Origin of the sequence: Proteus terrae, from assembly GCF_003144325.1 — a bacterium.
GTDB lineage: Bacteria > Pseudomonadota > Gammaproteobacteria > Enterobacterales > Enterobacteriaceae > Proteus > Proteus terrae.
The window spans coordinates 1-16057 of record NZ_PENS01000004.1; the positions used below are offsets into that span (position 1 = coordinate 1).

17 protein-coding genes are annotated in these 16057 nt (G+C 39.7%); 5 read left to right on the forward strand and 12 right to left on the reverse strand.

Annotated features, from left to right (window positions below):
- Positions 1-94: 94 nt before the first annotated feature.
- From fusA to DK857_RS03480, 7 genes are all read right to left on the reverse strand, one after another.
- The gene (fusA, locus tag DK857_RS03450; RefSeq protein ID WP_109394995.1) at positions 95-2209 is read right to left on the reverse strand and encodes an elongation factor G; all 2115 of its coding nucleotides are present in this window, start codon (positions 2207-2209) and stop codon (positions 95-97) included.
- Positions 2210-2287: 78 nt separating this feature from the next.
- On the reverse strand, positions 2288-2758 hold the full coding sequence (gene rpsG / locus DK857_RS03455; RefSeq protein WP_004246897.1) for a 30S ribosomal protein S7: 471 nt from the start codon (positions 2756-2758) through the stop codon (positions 2288-2290).
- 98 nt (positions 2759-2856) lie between these two features.
- Positions 2857-3231, reverse strand: a complete 375-nt coding sequence (gene rpsL, locus DK857_RS03460) for a 30S ribosomal protein S12 (protein ID WP_004236497.1) — start codon at positions 3229-3231, stop codon at positions 2857-2859.
- 127 nt (positions 3232-3358) lie between these two features.
- Positions 3359-3652 carry a sulfurtransferase complex subunit TusB gene (gene tusB, locus DK857_RS03465; protein ID WP_098941725.1) on the reverse strand — a complete coding sequence of 98 codons (294 nt, stop codon included), beginning with the start codon at positions 3650-3652 and terminating at the stop codon, positions 3359-3361.
- 31 nt (positions 3653-3683) lie between these two features.
- On the reverse strand, positions 3684-4052 hold the full coding sequence (gene tusC, locus DK857_RS03470; protein WP_109401559.1) for a sulfurtransferase complex subunit TusC: 369 nt from the start codon (positions 4050-4052) through the stop codon (positions 3684-3686).
- Positions 4052-4447, reverse strand: coding sequence for a sulfurtransferase complex subunit TusD (tusD, locus tag DK857_RS03475; protein WP_109394996.1), 396 nt, complete (start codon positions 4445-4447; stop codon positions 4052-4054). Before tusD ends, tusC begins: the two co-directional genes overlap by 1 nt.
- A gap of 9 nt (positions 4448-4456) precedes the next feature.
- Positions 4457-5161, reverse strand: a complete 705-nt coding sequence (locus tag DK857_RS03480) for a helix-turn-helix transcriptional regulator (RefSeq protein ID WP_023583301.1) — start codon at positions 5159-5161, stop codon at positions 4457-4459.
- A gap of 346 nt (positions 5162-5507) precedes the next feature.
- Here DK857_RS03480 and DK857_RS19120 point away from each other — a divergent pair, with 346 nt between their 5' ends.
- Entirely contained in the window at positions 5508-5666 is a 159-nt protein-coding gene (locus DK857_RS19120) for a hypothetical protein (RefSeq protein WP_157957594.1), read from the forward strand.
- Positions 5667-5811: 145 nt separating this feature from the next.
- Complete coding sequence (locus tag DK857_RS03485) at positions 5812-6693, forward strand: DMT family transporter (RefSeq protein WP_109401560.1); 882 nt, start codon at positions 5812-5814, stop codon at positions 6691-6693.
- A 90-nt stretch (positions 6694-6783) separates the two neighbouring features.
- On the opposite strand, the gene fkpA is transcribed toward DK857_RS03485, so the two are convergent.
- Positions 6784-7536, reverse strand: a complete 753-nt coding sequence (fkpA, locus tag DK857_RS03490; protein ID WP_075674195.1) for an FKBP-type peptidyl-prolyl cis-trans isomerase — start codon at positions 7534-7536, stop codon at positions 6784-6786.
- 334 nt (positions 7537-7870) lie between these two features.
- Between fkpA and DK857_RS03495 the strand changes: the two genes are divergently transcribed.
- Entirely contained in the window at positions 7871-8089 is a 219-nt protein-coding gene (locus tag DK857_RS03495; protein ID WP_023583298.1) for a SlyX family protein, read from the forward strand.
- Positions 8090-8169: 80 nt separating this feature from the next.
- On the opposite strand, the gene slyD is transcribed toward DK857_RS03495, so the two are convergent.
- The 4 genes from slyD to kefG form a co-directional block, all read right to left on the reverse strand.
- Positions 8170-8805, reverse strand: a complete 636-nt coding sequence (gene slyD, locus DK857_RS03500; protein WP_109401561.1) for a peptidylprolyl isomerase — start codon at positions 8803-8805, stop codon at positions 8170-8172.
- Between the two features lie 88 nt (positions 8806-8893).
- On the reverse strand, positions 8894-9097 hold the full coding sequence (locus DK857_RS03505) for a YheV family putative zinc ribbon protein (protein ID WP_036914399.1): 204 nt from the start codon (positions 9095-9097) through the stop codon (positions 8894-8896).
- A 13-nt stretch (positions 9098-9110) separates the two neighbouring features.
- Complete coding sequence (gene kefB, locus DK857_RS03510; protein ID WP_109401562.1) at positions 9111-10964, reverse strand: glutathione-regulated potassium-efflux system protein KefB; 1854 nt, start codon at positions 10962-10964, stop codon at positions 9111-9113.
- Positions 10964-11515 carry a glutathione-regulated potassium-efflux system ancillary protein KefG gene (gene kefG / locus DK857_RS03515; protein ID WP_109401563.1) on the reverse strand — a complete coding sequence of 184 codons (552 nt, stop codon included), beginning with the start codon at positions 11513-11515 and terminating at the stop codon, positions 10964-10966. Before kefG ends, kefB begins: the two co-directional genes overlap by 1 nt.
- Before the next feature lie 121 nt (positions 11516-11636).
- Between kefG and DK857_RS03520 the strand changes: the two genes are divergently transcribed.
- Both DK857_RS03520 and DK857_RS03525 read left to right on the forward strand, forming a co-directional pair.
- Positions 11637-13571, forward strand: coding sequence for an ABC transporter ATP-binding protein (locus DK857_RS03520; RefSeq protein WP_109401564.1), 1935 nt, complete (start codon positions 11637-11639; stop codon positions 13569-13571).
- A 331-nt stretch (positions 13572-13902) separates the two neighbouring features.
- Positions 13903-15591: a methyl-accepting chemotaxis protein gene (locus DK857_RS03525; protein WP_109401565.1), complete on the forward strand. Its 1689-nt coding sequence runs from the start codon at positions 13903-13905 to the stop codon at positions 15589-15591.
- The last annotated feature ends 466 nt before the right edge of the window (positions 15592-16057 follow it).

Below are 16057 nucleotides of genomic sequence, written 5' to 3' on the forward strand. Positions count from 1 at the left end.
GGAACGTTCAAATTTTTCTTTAGACACGACTATATTCCTTAATATCGCTCCCTCAAATAGAGGGAGCGTAAACTAAATTGAACTCGAAAGGATCTTATTTCGCTTTACGAGCTTCGATAATAGCCTGAGCGACGTTGCTAGGCGCTTCGTTGTACTTCAAGAACTCCATAGAGTAAGAAGCACGACCCTGAGTTTGTGAACGCAGGTCAGTTGCATAACCGAACATTTCAGCCAGTGGTACTTGAGCACGGATGATCTTACCGGTAGGCAGATCGTCCATACCTTCAACCATACCACGACGACGGTTTAAGTCACCGATAACGTCGCCCATGTAATCTTCTGGCGTTTCAATCTCAACTTTCATGACTGGCTCAAGCAGAATTGGCTTAGCTTTCATGAAGCCGTCTTTAAATGCCATTGATGCGGCAATTTTAAACGCGATTTCTGAGGAGTCAACATCATGGTAAGAACCGTAATGTAAACGAGCCTGAATATCCACAACAGGGTAACCTGCTAATGGACCAGATTTCAGCTGTTCTTGAATACCTTTATCAACTGCTGGGATGAATTCTTTAGGAATTACACCACCAACGATGTCGTTGATAAATACGTAGTTCTCTTCACCACCTGCTGGTAATGGAGACAGGTCCATAACAACATGACCGTACTGACCACGACCACCAGATTGTTTCGCGTGCTTACCTTCGATATCAGTTACTGTATCACGAATAGTTTCACGGTAAGCAACCTGTGGTTTACCTACGTTCGCTTCAACTTTAAATTCACGACGCATACGGTCAACTAACACGTCTAAGTGCAGCTCACCCATACCAGCAATGATAGTCTGACCAGTTTCTTCGTCGCTTGATACGCGGAAAGATGGATCTTCTTGAGCCAGACGGTTCAGAGCGATACCCATTTTTTCTTGGTCAGCTTTAGTCTTAGGTTCGATAGCAACAGAGATTACTGGCTCTGGGAATTCCATACGTTCTAAGATGATTGGTGCATCAATTGCACATAAAGTATCACCTGTAGTTACGTCTTTCAGACCGATAGCAGCAGCGATGTCGCCCGCACGAACTTCTTTAATTTCTTCACGCTTGTTAGCATGCATCTGAACAATACGGCCAAAACGTTCTTTTTTGTCTTTAACCGGGTTCAGAACTGTGTCACCTGAGTTTACAACACCAGAGTACACACGGAAGAATGTTAAGTTACCAACAAATGGGTCAGTAGCGATTTTGAATGCCAGAGATGAGAATGGCTCGTCGTCGCTTGAATGACGTTCTGCTGGAGTATCTTTACCGTCTGGTAACATACCATTGATAGCAGGAACATCTGTTGGTGCTGGCAGGTATTCAATTACCGCATCCAGCATTGCCTGAACACCTTTGTTCTTAAATGCAGAACCACAGGTAACCAGGATAATTTCGTTATCTAGAACGCGTTTACGCAGAGCAGCTTTGATTTCTGCTTCTGTCAGTTCTTCACCGCCCAGATATTTGTCCATCAGGTCTTCTGATGCTTCAGCAGCAGATTCAACCAGGTTGTTGTGCCATTCTTCAGCTAAATCTTGCAGATTTGCAGGAATGTCTTCGTATTCGAAGGTAACACCTTGGTCTTCTTCATTCCAACGGATTGATTTCATTTTAATTAAATCAACAACACCGGTGAAATTTTCTTCAGCGCCTACTGGGATTTGCAGTGGAACTGGGTTTGCTGCCAGACGTGTTTTGATTTGTTCAACAACACGCAGGAAGTTTGCACCCATACGGTCCATTTTGTTAACGAACGCAATACGTGGTACATGATATTTGTTAGCCTGGCGCCATACTGTTTCTGACTGAGGCTGAACACCACCAACTGCACAGTAAACCATAACCGCGCCATCAAGAACACGCATAGAACGTTCTACTTCGATTGTGAAGTCAACGTGTCCTGGGGTGTCGATGATGTTTACACGGTGAGGCTCAAACTGTTTAGCCATACCAGACCAGAATGCAGTAGTTGCTGCGGATGTGATAGTAATACCACGTTCCTGCTCCTGCTCCATCCAGTCCATTGTTGCTGAACCTTCGTGAGTTTCACCAATTTTATGGTTTACACCGGTATAAAACAGAATACGTTCACTTGTAGTGGTTTTACCGGCATCGATGTGCGCACTAATACCGATATTACGGTAGCGTGCTATGGGGGTTTGACGAGCCATTTTTTCCTCTCTCGTGGGCGTTCAATTCAGGTAAAGGACAGCAAAGCTGTCCTGAAAAGAGTTGCGATACTCCGTGGATTACCAACGGTAGTGTGCGAACGCCTTGTTTGCATCTGCCATACGGTGAACGTCTTCACGTTTCTTAACAGCAGCGCCTTTGTTTTCAGCCGCATCAGATAATTCATTTGCCAGGCGAAGAGCCATGGATTTATCACCGCGTTTACGAGCAGCTTCTACAATCCAACGCATTGCTAATGCATTACGACGAACTGGGCGTACTTCAACTGGAACTTGGTAAGTTGAACCACCAACACGGCGGGATTTAACTTCCACAGTAGGACGTACGTTATCTAATGCGATTTCGAACGCTTCCAGTTCAGTTTTGCCTGAACGCTGAGCCAGGGTCTCAAGCGCATTATATACGATAGATTCTGCAGTAGATTTTTTACCGTCTACCATCAGAATGTTTACAAATTTGGCCAGCAGTTCTGATCCGAACTTAGGATCTGGCAGAATTTTACGTTGACCAATTACACGACGACGTGGCATGGAAATACTCCGTTTAAATTCAGGGTTGTCCAAAACTCAATGAGTTTATTTTGACATTAATGGTGAAAAAATGTTTGGCCTTACTTAACGGAGAACCATTAAGCCTTTGGCTTCTTCACACCGTACTTAGAACGAGCTTGTTTACGGTCTTTAACACCGGAACAGTCCAGCGCGCCGCGAACAGTGTGGTAACGCACACCTGGTAAGTCTTTAACACGACCACCACGGATTAAGATTACGGAGTGTTCCTGCAAGTTGTGGCCTTCACCACCGATGTAGGAAGAAACTTCGAAACCGTTAGTCAAACGCACACGGCATACTTTACGCAGTGCTGAGTTTGGTTTTTTTGGAGTGGTAGTATATACACGAGTACATACGCCACGTTTTTGCGGGCAAGCTTCCAGAGCTGGAACGTTGCTTTTAACAACTTTCGAGCTACGAGATTTGCGCACCAGCTGGTTAATAGTTGCCATTTAAAAAAAGCTCCTGGTTTTTGCTTCGTAAACACGGATTTGAACTCTGTCTTGTCAACAAGACAAAACATGAGGACGCAGAATTTTATTGCTGACAGGCTCATGTGTCAAGAATTATACAGCAATTCTACGCTCCCCAATGAATTTGTTGGGGGTGTTTTACCGTTAAATCGACAAAATCACCATAATTGATAAGTTTAATGTGATGAGATACTTGATCTTTTAAGCCTCTTGCCAAAACATCATCAATTAATGCGTAAACTGAAATTTGCTGTTGGAGACAATATTTTAATAAGGGATTGTCTTCAAGAACTGCCAGTACACCATCTTGTATTAACAAAACATCATCTTCTTTTGTCAATAAAGATAAAAAAGCCTCTAAATCACTTTGATAAATAGAGACAGAATAAGTATACAACATAACCGTTCAACCTTCCTGACTAACTTCTTTATTAAAAGCGCAATACCACATCATATTCACTCAATTTTTGAGCAATATCTTCTTGGGATATCACCTGTACATCCAACACAAAAGAAGTTTGAGAGGATAATCCACGATGAGCCATGTCTTTCTGTGATATATAAACGTTTGTCACATCATACAAGGGTAGCACTTTAAATGTTGCAGCATGATGACGTGATAGCACTCCTTCAGGCTGTTGATTTTCAACAAGTTGAAACACACCATCAGAGATAAAAAAAACACCAATATCTTCTGTTAATGCAGAGGTTGCGAGTAAAGCATCTAAACCTTCTCGCCCTGCACTATTACCATGAGGCGCTTGAGTAAAAAGGAATGCGATTGAATTCATTTTCTTCATTAAAATTGCACCACACGGGAACAGGTTAACATCGCTTGAGCCAGTGAACCTAATCCACTTAACTCAAATTCAGTTGCCATGTTATGGCTATCCATTTCCTGCTCTTTTGCCTGCTGTTCATCGATAATTCCTCTACGCAATGCGGCAGCAACACAAACATGCAAGGGAATTTGATGTTCTTTCGCCAATGTAACCCACGCTTTAGGGAGATCAAATTCATCATTTGCAGGCGATACCAATTTGTTAGCATTCACAACACCTTCCCGATAGAAGAAGACTTGTGAAATCTTATGCCCTTTTTCAAGAAGGGCATTTGCGAATAAATAGGCACTTGAAGCTTGTTCAGTTCCGTAATGAGGCCCTGTAACCACTAAACAATATGTCAAGGAACTCATAATGTTGCCTTATTCTCCATTTTTAAACTGGCGAATATAGAGATACACAGTATGTTTTGAGATATTTAAGCGATCTGCAACCTGATTAATGGCATCTTTAATATCAAAAATACCTTTCTCATAAAGGCTTAACACCACTTGTTTATTCTTAGCATTATTCGCAACTTCGCGATCATTATTTACTTCTTCAATCGTAAACTCTAATGTTTGAGCCACTAAATCATCGACAGATGAAGCAAAGTTAACATCGGATGCAACTTCATGCGTTTCTTCAGGAATAAAGGTTTTGATTATTTCAGAGAATGGAACATCAAGGTTCATATTAATACACAATAAACCAATGACACGACGTTCACGATTACGGATAGCAATCGTGATTGACTTCATCAATGCACCACTTTTCGCTCTAGTAAAATAAGCCTTTGAAAAACTTGAATCTTCATCTGTGATATCATGTAACATTTGTAATGCTAAATCGGTAATTGGAGAACCAATCTTTCGACCAGTATGTTCTCCATTCGCGATTTTAACCGCTGAACATTTCAAATCTTCCAGAGAGTGCAATACGATTTCGCAATGATTGCCGATAAGCATTGCCAAACCATCCACGGCTGCTTCATAGGACTTTAGTATTTCGTGATCAGTTTGAGTAAAAGGTCGGCTATCTAGTTTTTCAAACTCGCTGCTGTCACCATTAAATAACGGGCTAGACATTTGATTATATAATCCTTAAAGGCTTTAATTATGATAATGACTTGAGGTTCTATTTTTTATAACGATTCGTCATTGCGGATCAATTCAATATTAAAAAAATTTAAATATAAAAACAGAATTAAGAACGATTCTGACGTTAGATCGCCAGAAGATCTACGTCAAGTAACTTAGAATAAGAGCTTTGTGATAGGTCACAGCTTTTTTCATTTTTTTTATCTTTTGTACTCATTCCTACCTTTTATTTTTGAAAATTTTCCTTTTTCAGAGTGGGCAGGATAAAGATTGACACTACTGAATAGATTACCTATATTCCAAATTATTGTTATTTTAACGAGTGATTAATCCCATGAATACACTGATGATATGCCAATCTCAGCAAACTTCATCAATAATAGGATTAATTTCTGTTGCTTCTATGCCTATTGAGATTCTCTCTTCACCACCTCCGCCTGTGAAAGTGGTTGTAGTCAATACAACGGTTGTTGTTGCAACTCGCGTAGCTTGATTTGTTTACTTAGCTTAAGAACGTACTTAATCACCACTATATAGTGATATGTTGCTTACATTTATTCATTGATATTTTATCAATTAGCTAATAATCATTAAAAATAATCAAGCTCTCTTATTGCTTATTTTACAGGTATATCATCATGTACTTACGTCAATATTGGGCAAAGCTCGGCCCAACAACGTTATTCGTTTTATTGTGGAGTAGTGGCGCTATCTTTTCTCGCTGGGGATTAGATAATGGTAGCTCATTTGCAATTTTAACTTGGCGTTTTATTATCGCTTTAGCGTTTCTCTCTTTTTTATGTATTCAGCGCCATCGCTTTTTGCCACCCAAAGGAAGTCGTTTAAAAACAGCATGGATCGGTTTACTTATTATTGGTGGTTATTCTATCTGTTATCTTTTAGCCCTTGCTAATAGCATTACACCGGGAATGTTAGCCACAATTATGGGCGTTCAGCCAATTATTACATTATGGATAATAGAACGTAATTTTACAGCGACACGACTATTAGGGCTTTTAATCGCCTTGGCTGGATTAGTGTTAGTGGTTGCCCAAAGTTTATTTAATACGGCTCTCTCATTGACGGGAATGATTTATGCGTTAATCGCACTACTCTGTATGAGCTTTGGTGCAATCTCACAGAAAAAACTGCAATTAGCACCGATGGATGCCTTACCGCTACAATATGTTGTTAGCCTTGTGTTGTGTTTGTTATTTGTACCCTTCCAGCCTTTTCATGCTTCATTCGACATTGGCTTTATCATTCCTGTACTTTGGCTTGCTGTGATCATTTCTGTTGTTGCCCAATTGCTACTATACCGTTTACTCACGACGGGTAATTTAGTTAACGTCACTAGCTTATTTTATTTAGTACCTGGCGTAACAGCATTAATGGATTACATCTTCTTAGGCAACAAGATGTCTTGGCTCAGCTTAATTGGGATGGGGGCAATTATTATTGGCTTATTGTTTGTTTTTAAAAAACCCAAAGCGATTATTATTGAAGAGAAAACAAACTAGCATTGTGTTAATAAATGACGTGTATATATTAAAAACAAAAATGCTGACATTAATGTCAGCATTTTTTAGTAAAATTTAGAGATAAGTGAATTACTTATCGCTTTCAACACTCAGTAATTCCACTTCAAATACTAATGTTGAGTTAGCAGGAATACCACTTGTTGCACGTTGTCCGTAGCCTAATTCTGGTGGAATAACTAACTTGATTTTACCGCCTTCTTTGATGTACTTCATACCTTCAGTCCAGCCAGGAATAACGCTTTTCAGGCTGATTGTCAGAGGTTCGTTACGATCGTAAGAGCTATCAAATTGTTTACCATCAATCAGCATGCCTTTGTAGTTTACAGTAACACGATCAGCATCTGTTGGTGTTTTACCTTTACCTGGGTTTTCAACTAAATACAGTAAGCCTGATTTAGTTTTTACTACACCTTTCTCAGCGGCAAACTCTGTACGGAATTTATCACCCGCAGCTTTATTCTCAGTCGCTTCTTTTTCCATTTTTGCTGTTGCAGCAGTACGGACTTGGTCTTCAAAAGCCGCTAATGTTAATTCAATTTCAGCGTCTGATAATTTTGATTTACTATTAAATGCATCCTGAACACCTGCTAACAGTTGTTTGGAATCTAAAGTAATACCAATATTTTTTTGTTCTTGTAATGCAGCTTCCATATAGCGACCCATCGACGCGCCTAACGCATAGGCATTTTGCTCATTTTGAGTTTTAAATGCGCTATTTAATGTTGGCACTTTAGCTGTAGCTTCTTCAGCGAATGCATGAGGTGCACTGAATGCGAAAGCTAAACTGGTTGCCAGCAACGTCGTTTTTAATAAAGATTTCATCCCATTCTCCAGTATATGTTAGTGAGTCGCTACGTTTTGCAAACGATCATCATAGATCTTTGCTTAAACGTTTTGCATCACATCTTGCTGTCGTTGCGGTATAGATTTCATCCGCGGGTAGCAATTTTATATGAATTTAAAAAATTTGCCGACACTCTTAACAGTTAATGTTAGGATTTTTGTCAGCACAGAGTGCTATCACATTAGCAAAATAGTCTTTTATCTCAAACCAGATTTATGTCTTCCTGTGTATATATCAGTAAATAAGATTAAATTTCGCGATTTTGTTAATCATATTCGTCGTAATAGGACATTTTAAAGGAGGAAAAACACAATGGATATTAAGGAAGTAGAGCGACTGCTCATTCAATTAGAAAGCAAAGTTGCTTTCCAAGATGCGACTATTGAAGAATTAAATCAGGTGGTCACACAGCAGCAAATCGAAATTAGCCGCTTTAAAGAAGCCTTAAAAATTGTTTCTGAGCGCCTAAAGAACTCTCAAACATCAATACTTGCTAGACCTGAGGACGAAACACCTCCACCTCACTACTGAGTTCTCGTTTGTTATTGATATCAAAACCGAAAACAAAAAAGGAGCGTTTAGTCGCTCCTTTTAATATTTTCAACGAAAGATTAGTGCTGGCAACCACAACCGCCATTACCGTGGCCGTGACCACCGTGGCCATGACCGCCGCCACCGCAGCATCCACCTTCTTCACCGTGTGAATGACCGTGACCGTGACCACCGCCACAACATCCGCCTTCTTCACCGTGACCGTGGCCACCACAACATTCGTGCTCTTCTTCACCGTGTACGTGACCGTGAGCTAATTCTTCTTCAGTCGCTTCACGAATTGCAACGATTTCAACATGAAACTTCAGGTTTTGACCTGCTAACATGTGGTTACCATCAACGATAACTTCGTCACCTTCAATACCTGTAATTTCTACTGGTACTGGACCTTGATCGGTATCAGCAAGAAAACGCATACCAACTTCTAACTCATCAACACCAACAAAAACATCTTTCGGTACGCGTTGAACTAAGTTTTCGTCGTATTGACCATATGCATCGTCAGAAGCCACTTCTACATCGAATTTTTCACCGACTTCGCGACCTGTTAATGCATTTTCTAAACCACTGATTAAAGAACCACGGCCATGCAGATAGTCTAACGGTGCGCTCACCGTGGACTCATCAACTAAAACACCGTCTTCTGATCTTACTTGATAAGCCAGACTAACTACCAAGTCGTTTGCTACTTTCATGACATCTCCTACATACCCGTGGGCAAAATTTTCCCGATTGTAACGAAAAATAAATCTTCTGTATCGGGTTATATCAAAAAACCTACAATTATTGTGGTGTAAAGATCCCAATGACCTGCTCATTTTCACGAACAAGGGAATTAACTTCACCCTCTGTTTGCCGTTGTTGATGGCCACATTTCGCACATTCCACAATATCCACTTTATCTTCACGCCACATTTTGAGTGTATCTTGAGCTTGACAGTGTGGACACACAGCTCCTGCGATAAAGCGTTTACGGGTTGCAGACATGGGGTCAGTTCTCCTATTTATCAATAGATTTTTTTTCTTTATGTATTTGAGGAATGTCTTCTGTTAAAGATTCATCCCAAATATCAGGCTGATGGTGCTCTTGACGAATTTCTTCACTAAATAACTCCTCAAGTTCCCGTCTCGCTTCTTTTACTCGTGAAACGTTAGAAACTTCTTCAGGTGATTCATCCACCAGCTTTCTCAATAAGTTGATATCGAGACGACGAAAATGCTGTTGTGCCCGATAAGCTTGGTGAGGATGCATTCCTAATTCAATTAATGTCTTACGACCTAACTCTAAGGCACTAGAAAATGTTTCACGGCTAAAATCTGTCACGCCTGCTTTGAGCAATTCATGAGCTTCAACACGCCCTCTTGCCCTTGCAATAATATGCAAGTTAGGGAAATGATGCTGACAGAGATGAACAATTTCCATCGTAGCTTCAGGTTCATTACAGGTGATAACAATAGTTTTAGCATGTTCAGCGCCGGCAGCACGCAATAAATTGAGGTCAGTGGCATCACCATAATAAACTTTATAGCCATATTTACGCATGGTGCTTATGCTTCCAACATCATGCTCTAATACCGTGACGTTAATCTTATTCGCCATTAACAAACGCCCGACAACCTGCCCCATCCGGCCAAATCCGACAAGTATGACTTCTGGGTGGTTATTTTCAACAAAGGGCTGTTCGTCCGTTTTAGCGTCATTATAGCGACGAGCAAACACAGCGTCTGTCATTTGCATCACAAGAGGCGTTGTCATCATAGAAAGTGTGACAACAACCAACAATAACGCCATTTGCTGACTATCTAATACACCCATTGCCATCGATGTCGAGAAAACAACAAACGCAAATTCCCCGCCTTGGCTTAACACAGCTGAGAATTGTAATCGTGTGGAAAAACGTAATCTGGCTAACCACGCAATACTATAAAGTATTAATGCTTTTACAATAACCAGAACTAAGACGCCCAATAATACTTGTGGGAGATAACGCCATAAGATACCGATATCTAAAGACATACCGACAGAGATAAAAAAGAGCCCTAAAAGTAAGCCTTTAAAGGGCTCAATGGAGATCTCTAATTCATGTCGATACTCTGAATCTGCCAATAACACACCCGCAATAAAGGTCCCCATTGCCATTGAAAAGCCAAGAGTTTCCATAAAAATAGCGGCACCTAACACAACAAGTAGCGCAGCAGCAGTAAAAACTTCCCTTACTCCCGATTTCACCACTAAGCGCAAGAGTGGACGTAATAAATAACGACCACAAATCAGCAATCCAGCAAAAGCAGCCACTTTCACGCCAATGCGATACCAATCACTGCTTGCCGTTTCTCCAGCTAACAAAGGAATAACGGCAAGGATAGGAATAACGGCCATATCTTGGAAAAGTAAAACAGCAAAACCTAATTGTCCGCCTTCATTATGGTTCATTCCTTTCTCGTTCATAAGTTGCAATGCCATTGCCGTTGAAGACATCGCAATACCTAAACCTCCAATAACGGCAGCCTGCCATGAAAAAGAAGTAAAAACGAGGATGAGCCCTGAAAAAATAGAAGCAGTTAATACCACCTGCATTGAACCAACACCAAAAATGGCACGTCTCAGTTCCCATAACTTGGCTGGATTTAATTCCAAACCAATAAGAAACATTAAAAAGACCACACCTAATTCAGCAAAATGTAAGATATCATCAACATCTTTAAACAGCCCTAATCCCCAAGGACCAATAGCAATACCCGCAATCAAATAACCGAGTACTGCACCAATTTTAAGGCGTTGTGCAATCGGCACCATAATCACGGCAGCACACAAGAAAAAGAGCACAGCTTTAATCATCCAATTATCTTCCATTAGGCTTGCTCCCCTTCAAGTGGCGCACTTAACCAATGGCGATAAGCCTCACCGATATGAGTCAGTGTTGTTTTAGACTGTTGTCTTGCTGAATACACAATCATTGGTGATAGCCAGCGCATATCACACATTTCTGCCATTAATTCAAAAGGACGTAATAACTCTGTCAGTGTGTAGTGGTTCTTCCCATCATGTTGATAAGCCTGCTCAGGCTCTCCCGTTGTAATAACACAACGAAATGACTTACCCTTTAATTGTGCTCTACCTGCTTTGTTAGCAAATGGACGAGTTAACACTCTGTCTTGCCACTCTTTTAATAACGCTGGGCAACTATATGTTTGCAATGGAAATTGAAAAACGATCACTTGGTGCTTACACAACAAGGATTGTTCATGGTGTATATCAATAAAAAAATCAGGATAAGTAGCATATAAATCATGGATAGTTATATTCTCTAAATCCCTCACCGCTTTTAATAACGCTTTATTGGCGATTGATTGGCGCGGCTCGGGATGAACATACACCAGCAATACATTTGATGCGTTTGACATCATTCCTCCTTACAAAACGTGTCAGAAACTGTTTTTTCCGTTACCATGCACGCATTGTGACCAACTGTTACGAACAACTTACTCTATATATTAATTTACATACTCTTAATAGACGATATTTATGATTGTTTTTTCTTCTTTGCAAATTCGCCGTGGTGTCAGAGTGTTACTGGACAATGCCAGTGCAACCATTAATCCAGGGCAAAAGATTGGTCTAGTCGGTAAAAATGGCTGTGGCAAAACCACATTACTTGCTTTATTGAAGGGTGAACTTCAAGCTGAAGCAGGCAATGTTACCTATCCTAGTACATGGTCAATGGCATGGGTTAACCAAGAAACACCTGCACTTGATGTACCTGCTATTGATTATGTTATTGATGGCGATAGAGAATATCGCCAGTTAGAACAACGATTACAAAAAGCGAACGAAATAAATGACGGTCATGCTATCGCACTGATCCACGGGCAATTAGATGCAATTAATGCATGGACAATACAATCCCGTGCAGCAACCTTACTGAATGGTTTAGGTTTTAGTCAACAGCAGCTTAATGAACCTGTAAAATCATTTTCAGGTGGCTGGAGAATGCGTTTAAACTTAGCACAAGCGCTGATTTGTCGATCTGATTTACTGCTACTCGATGAACCAACCAACCACTTAGATTTAGATGCCGTTATTTGGCTAGAAAAATGGCTAAAAAGCTACACAGGCACACTTATTTTAATTTCCCATGACCGTGATTTTCTTGATCCTATCGTGGATAAAATCTTGCATATCGAGCAAGAAAAAATCTTTGAATATTCAGGCAACTACTCTTCGTTTGAAATGCAACGTGCCACCAAACTCGCACAACAACAAGCTTTGTTTGAAAATCAACAAGCCAAAATTGCACACTTACAGAGTTTTATAGATAGATTTAAAGCAAAAGCGACAAAAGCCAAACAAGCTCAAAGTCGTGTCAAAATGCTTGAGCGAATGGAAAAGGTTGCTCCTGCGCATTCAGATAACCCATTCCATTTTAGTTTCCGTCAACCCGAAAGCTTGCCTAATCCACTTTTATCAATGGAAAAAGTCAGCGCGGGTTATGGTGAAAAAATTATTCTTAATGATATCAAACTCAATTTAGTTCCCGGCTCGCGTATTGGATTATTAGGACGCAATGGTGCAGGTAAATCGACACTGATTAAATTACTTGCAGGTGAGATTGAACCGTTACAGGGAAAATTGGCACTTTCTAAAGGTATTAAGCTTGGTTATTTTGCCCAGCATCAATTAGAGTTTTTACGCTCAGATGAATCGGCACTACAACATTTAACTCGTTTAGCACCTAAAGAGACTGAACAAAAATTACGTGATTACTTGGGTGGTTTCGGCTTTCATGGCGATAAAGTCACAGATGCTTGTGGTCAATTCTCTGGGGGGGAAAAGGCGCGTTTGGTCTTATCACTTTTAGTTTGGCAACGTCCTAACTTGCTACTAATGGATGAACCGACAAACCACCTTGATCTAGATATGCGCCAAGCACTGACTCAAGCTTTAATTAGCTTTGAAGGCGCAATTGTTGTCGTATCGCATGATAGGCATTTATTACGCTCGACCACTGACGATCTCTATCTGGTGCACGATGGTCAAGTTGAGCCATTTGATGGTGATCTTGATGATTATCAACAGTGGTTAGTTGATCAAAACCGTCAAGAGACACAGACAAATAAGAGCCAACAAGATAACGACAATACCACAACAACCGCCAATTTAAGTGCTCAAGATAAAAAAGAGCAAAAACGCAAAGAAGCGGAGTTTAGACAACAAACCCAGCCTCTACGCAAGAAACTCACAACATTAGAAAGTAAGATGGATAAATTAAGCCAAGAGCTTAGTGATATCGAAACAGCTCTTTCTGATAGTAGTATTTATGATACTAGCCGTAAAAATGAGCTTTCTGATTGCTTAAACCGACAAGGTGTTGCGAAATCCGCACTAGAAGAAGTGGAAATGGAGTGGATGGAGTTACAAGAAACACTGGAAGAAATGACAAACACATTTGAAGCCCAGTAATACAAGGCAATTCATTAAAAAAGGAACTATTTAAAGTGAAATAGTTCCTTTATTTTTGCCCTTCAATTCATTCTGAAAATTTATACAATTCATTTCACTTACGGTATTTATATCATTTTACAATAGCACGATTTACACAAAACATAATCTCACTCTATCTAGCAATAACCCAATAAAAATAACTATCTAACGTTTATTTTCTACCTATTTATATTAAGTAAGGGAAATAAATTCTTTCACGCTAAAGTTTTTAACATTCCAGCCGAATTAATCATTCTGCTAAGTGGACCTCCCACTTACCAACGAAAAGGCAAAGCTAATAGGTAGGGTTATGTTAAAACGAATTAAAATCTCTCAAGGTTTAATGTGTGTCCTGACTCTGTTTTGTATTATTCAGATCATTTCTGGAGTACAAAGCATTCACGATGCCTACCAGACTCAAAACACTCTTAAAAAAATTTCATACAGTTTCGATCAACTACGCACAATGGATAATACCTATGCGGAGTTGAATACATTACGTACTGATATTATTGCACAAGCATTTAGTTATATTTCAAATCCTCAAGCTGAGGATGCGAACATCACCACATTTATGCAAACCATGCCTGCACGTAAAGCACAAGTTGATGCATTGATGAATGAGTATGTTGAGCTATCAGCACAAACAGGTTTCGATCAGCAACGTATGGCTCAGATCAAACAACTCTATCAAAAGAGCCGAGCTGATCTTGATTTACTGGCGCAGTATTTAAGTGAACGTAACACTAACGCAGTTCGTTTAATTTTAAAAAGCCCAGCAAACACTAACTTCACCAATTCATTATATGAAGCCACCGACTTTATTACCGATGAAGTTGTGAATCCTTCAGTGATTGAAGCAGAAGGTAACTACCACAGCATGTTGTGGATAGCATCACTCTTTATGGGTATCTTCCTCATCTTTACCACCTTAGTACTTATTTGGATCCGCAAATACATCATTGTGCGCATTAACCAAATGATCATCTATCAAGAGGCAATTGCTAAAGGTGATCTAGTCAGTCGTATTGATAGCGACGTTTCAGGTAAGACTGAAATCGATCAACTCATGCTCGGCTTGCAGCAAATGCGTGCTCAATTAAAAGAGATGGTAAGCTCAATTCGAAATACTAGTGCAACTATTTACACTGGCGTACAAGAGATTGCTGCAGGTAATAATGATTTATCTAGTAGAACTGAAGAGCAAGCCAGTGCATTAGAAGAAACGGCATCCAGCATGGAGCAGATGACCGCAACTATTCGTAATAACACAGAAAGCGCTCGTGAAGTCACAGAGCTCGTTATGAGTACTGCTGATATTGCCGTTCAGGGTGGTGAGCATAGTAATAAGATGGTAATGACAATGACAGACATTGCCGATCGCTCACAAAAAATTGGTGAAATCACTGCGGTCATTGATGATATTGCTTTCCAAACCAATATATTAGCCCTTAACGCTGCTGTTGAAGCGGCTAGAGCGGGCGAACAAGGCCGTGGTTTCTCTGTGGTTGCAAGTGAAGTTCGTAACTTAGCACAACGTAGTGCGGAAGCGGCGAAAGAGATCAAAGAGCTAATTGAATCGACAATATTACGTGTTAGACAAGGTAATGATCTTGTTGAACAAGTGAGTTTATCAATGGGTGAGATTGTCACTTCTGTTAATCATGTTTCGGGTTCGATGAAAGAAATTTTATCTGCATCAGAAGAACAAACCCGCGGTATTGCACAGATCAGCCTTGCTGTTAATGAAATGGATAAAGCAACACAGCAAAATGCGGCGATGGTTGAACAATCAACGGCGGCCTCTGCCACATTAAGTGAACAAGCAAGTATGCTGGATACGATTGTGAATACATTCAAAGTTGAGCACGAAAAAGTTGCACCAACTAAAACTGAATTGCCTACATTCTCAGCTAAATCACAAGACACAGAAACACTTAAAACCCCAACAATAAAAACCAATAATCACGAAACAGACGATAATTGGGAAAGCTTTTAATGATACAACGCTCTCATACAATATCGTGTGAGAGAGTTGTGTAGAAAATAGCCCAAAACATATAACAAAACCTCTACCTACCATACTCCCAGTAATTTTTCTGGGAGTATTTTTGATCCCACCGCACATAAACACAAAAAAACAGATCGTTTTTTATACGAAACAAAAGCATTTTTTGAGAAAAATTAAGAGTGTTTATGAAAGCGACAATTTTATTTGTCTTATCATAAGATAAAAAGATAAATAAAAATAAAATATTGCTTATTATTATTTTAATATCCAACAAAACATTATTAATATTTATATTTTAACAATTAACACAAAAAATAAGTAAGATAATATACTTATAGGTTTTTCTATAAATCATTAGAAAATTTTAGCCATTAGCTGACAATCAAAGCTAAAAAAAGAAATATAAGTCGTCTTTACTATAAAACAGAGTAGCAAAGTTAAAGTTTTTAAATAT

Coding starts and splice junctions, on each gene's coding strand:
- DK857_RS03480 (WP_023583301.1), bottom strand. CDS start 5,161: ATGTCTAGCCCGTTATTTAATGGTGACAGCAGCGAGTTTGAAAAACTA.
- DK857_RS03520 (WP_109401564.1), top strand. CDS start 11,637: ATGATTGTTTTTTCTTCTTTGCAAATTCGCCGTGGTGTCAGAGTGTTA.
- fusA (WP_109394995.1), bottom strand. CDS start 2,209: ATGGCTCGTCAAACCCCCATAGCACGCTACCGTAATATCGGTATTAGT.
- tusC (WP_109401559.1), bottom strand. CDS start 4,052: ATGAAGAAAATGAATTCAATCGCATTCCTTTTTACTCAAGCGCCTCAT.
- DK857_RS03505 (WP_036914399.1), bottom strand. CDS start 9,097: ATGTCTGCAACCCGTAAACGCTTTATCGCAGGAGCTGTGTGTCCACAC.
- DK857_RS03495 (WP_023583298.1), top strand. CDS start 7,871: ATGGATATTAAGGAAGTAGAGCGACTGCTCATTCAATTAGAAAGCAAA.
- rpsG (WP_004246897.1), bottom strand. CDS start 2,758: ATGCCACGTCGTCGTGTAATTGGTCAACGTAAAATTCTGCCAGATCCT.
- slyD (WP_109401561.1), bottom strand. CDS start 8,805: ATGAAAGTAGCAAACGACTTGGTAGTTAGTCTGGCTTATCAAGTAAGA.
- kefG (WP_109401563.1), bottom strand. CDS start 11,515: ATGTCAAACGCATCAAATGTATTGCTGGTGTATGTTCATCCCGAGCCG.
- tusD (WP_109394996.1), bottom strand. CDS start 4,447: ATGAGTTCCTTGACATATTGTTTAGTGGTTACAGGGCCTCATTACGGA.
- DK857_RS19120 (WP_157957594.1), top strand. CDS start 5,508: ATGAATACACTGATGATATGCCAATCTCAGCAAACTTCATCAATAATA.
- DK857_RS03525 (WP_109401565.1), top strand. CDS start 13,903: ATGTTAAAACGAATTAAAATCTCTCAAGGTTTAATGTGTGTCCTGACT.
- rpsL (WP_004236497.1), bottom strand. CDS start 3,231: ATGGCAACTATTAACCAGCTGGTGCGCAAATCTCGTAGCTCGAAAGTT.
- tusB (WP_098941725.1), bottom strand. CDS start 3,652: ATGTTGTATACTTATTCTGTCTCTATTTATCAAAGTGATTTAGAGGCT.
- DK857_RS03485 (WP_109401560.1), top strand. CDS start 5,812: ATGTACTTACGTCAATATTGGGCAAAGCTCGGCCCAACAACGTTATTC.
- kefB (WP_109401562.1), bottom strand. CDS start 10,964: ATGGAAGATAATTGGATGATTAAAGCTGTGCTCTTTTTCTTGTGTGCT.
- fkpA (WP_075674195.1), bottom strand. CDS start 7,536: ATGAAATCTTTATTAAAAACGACGTTGCTGGCAACCAGTTTAGCTTTC.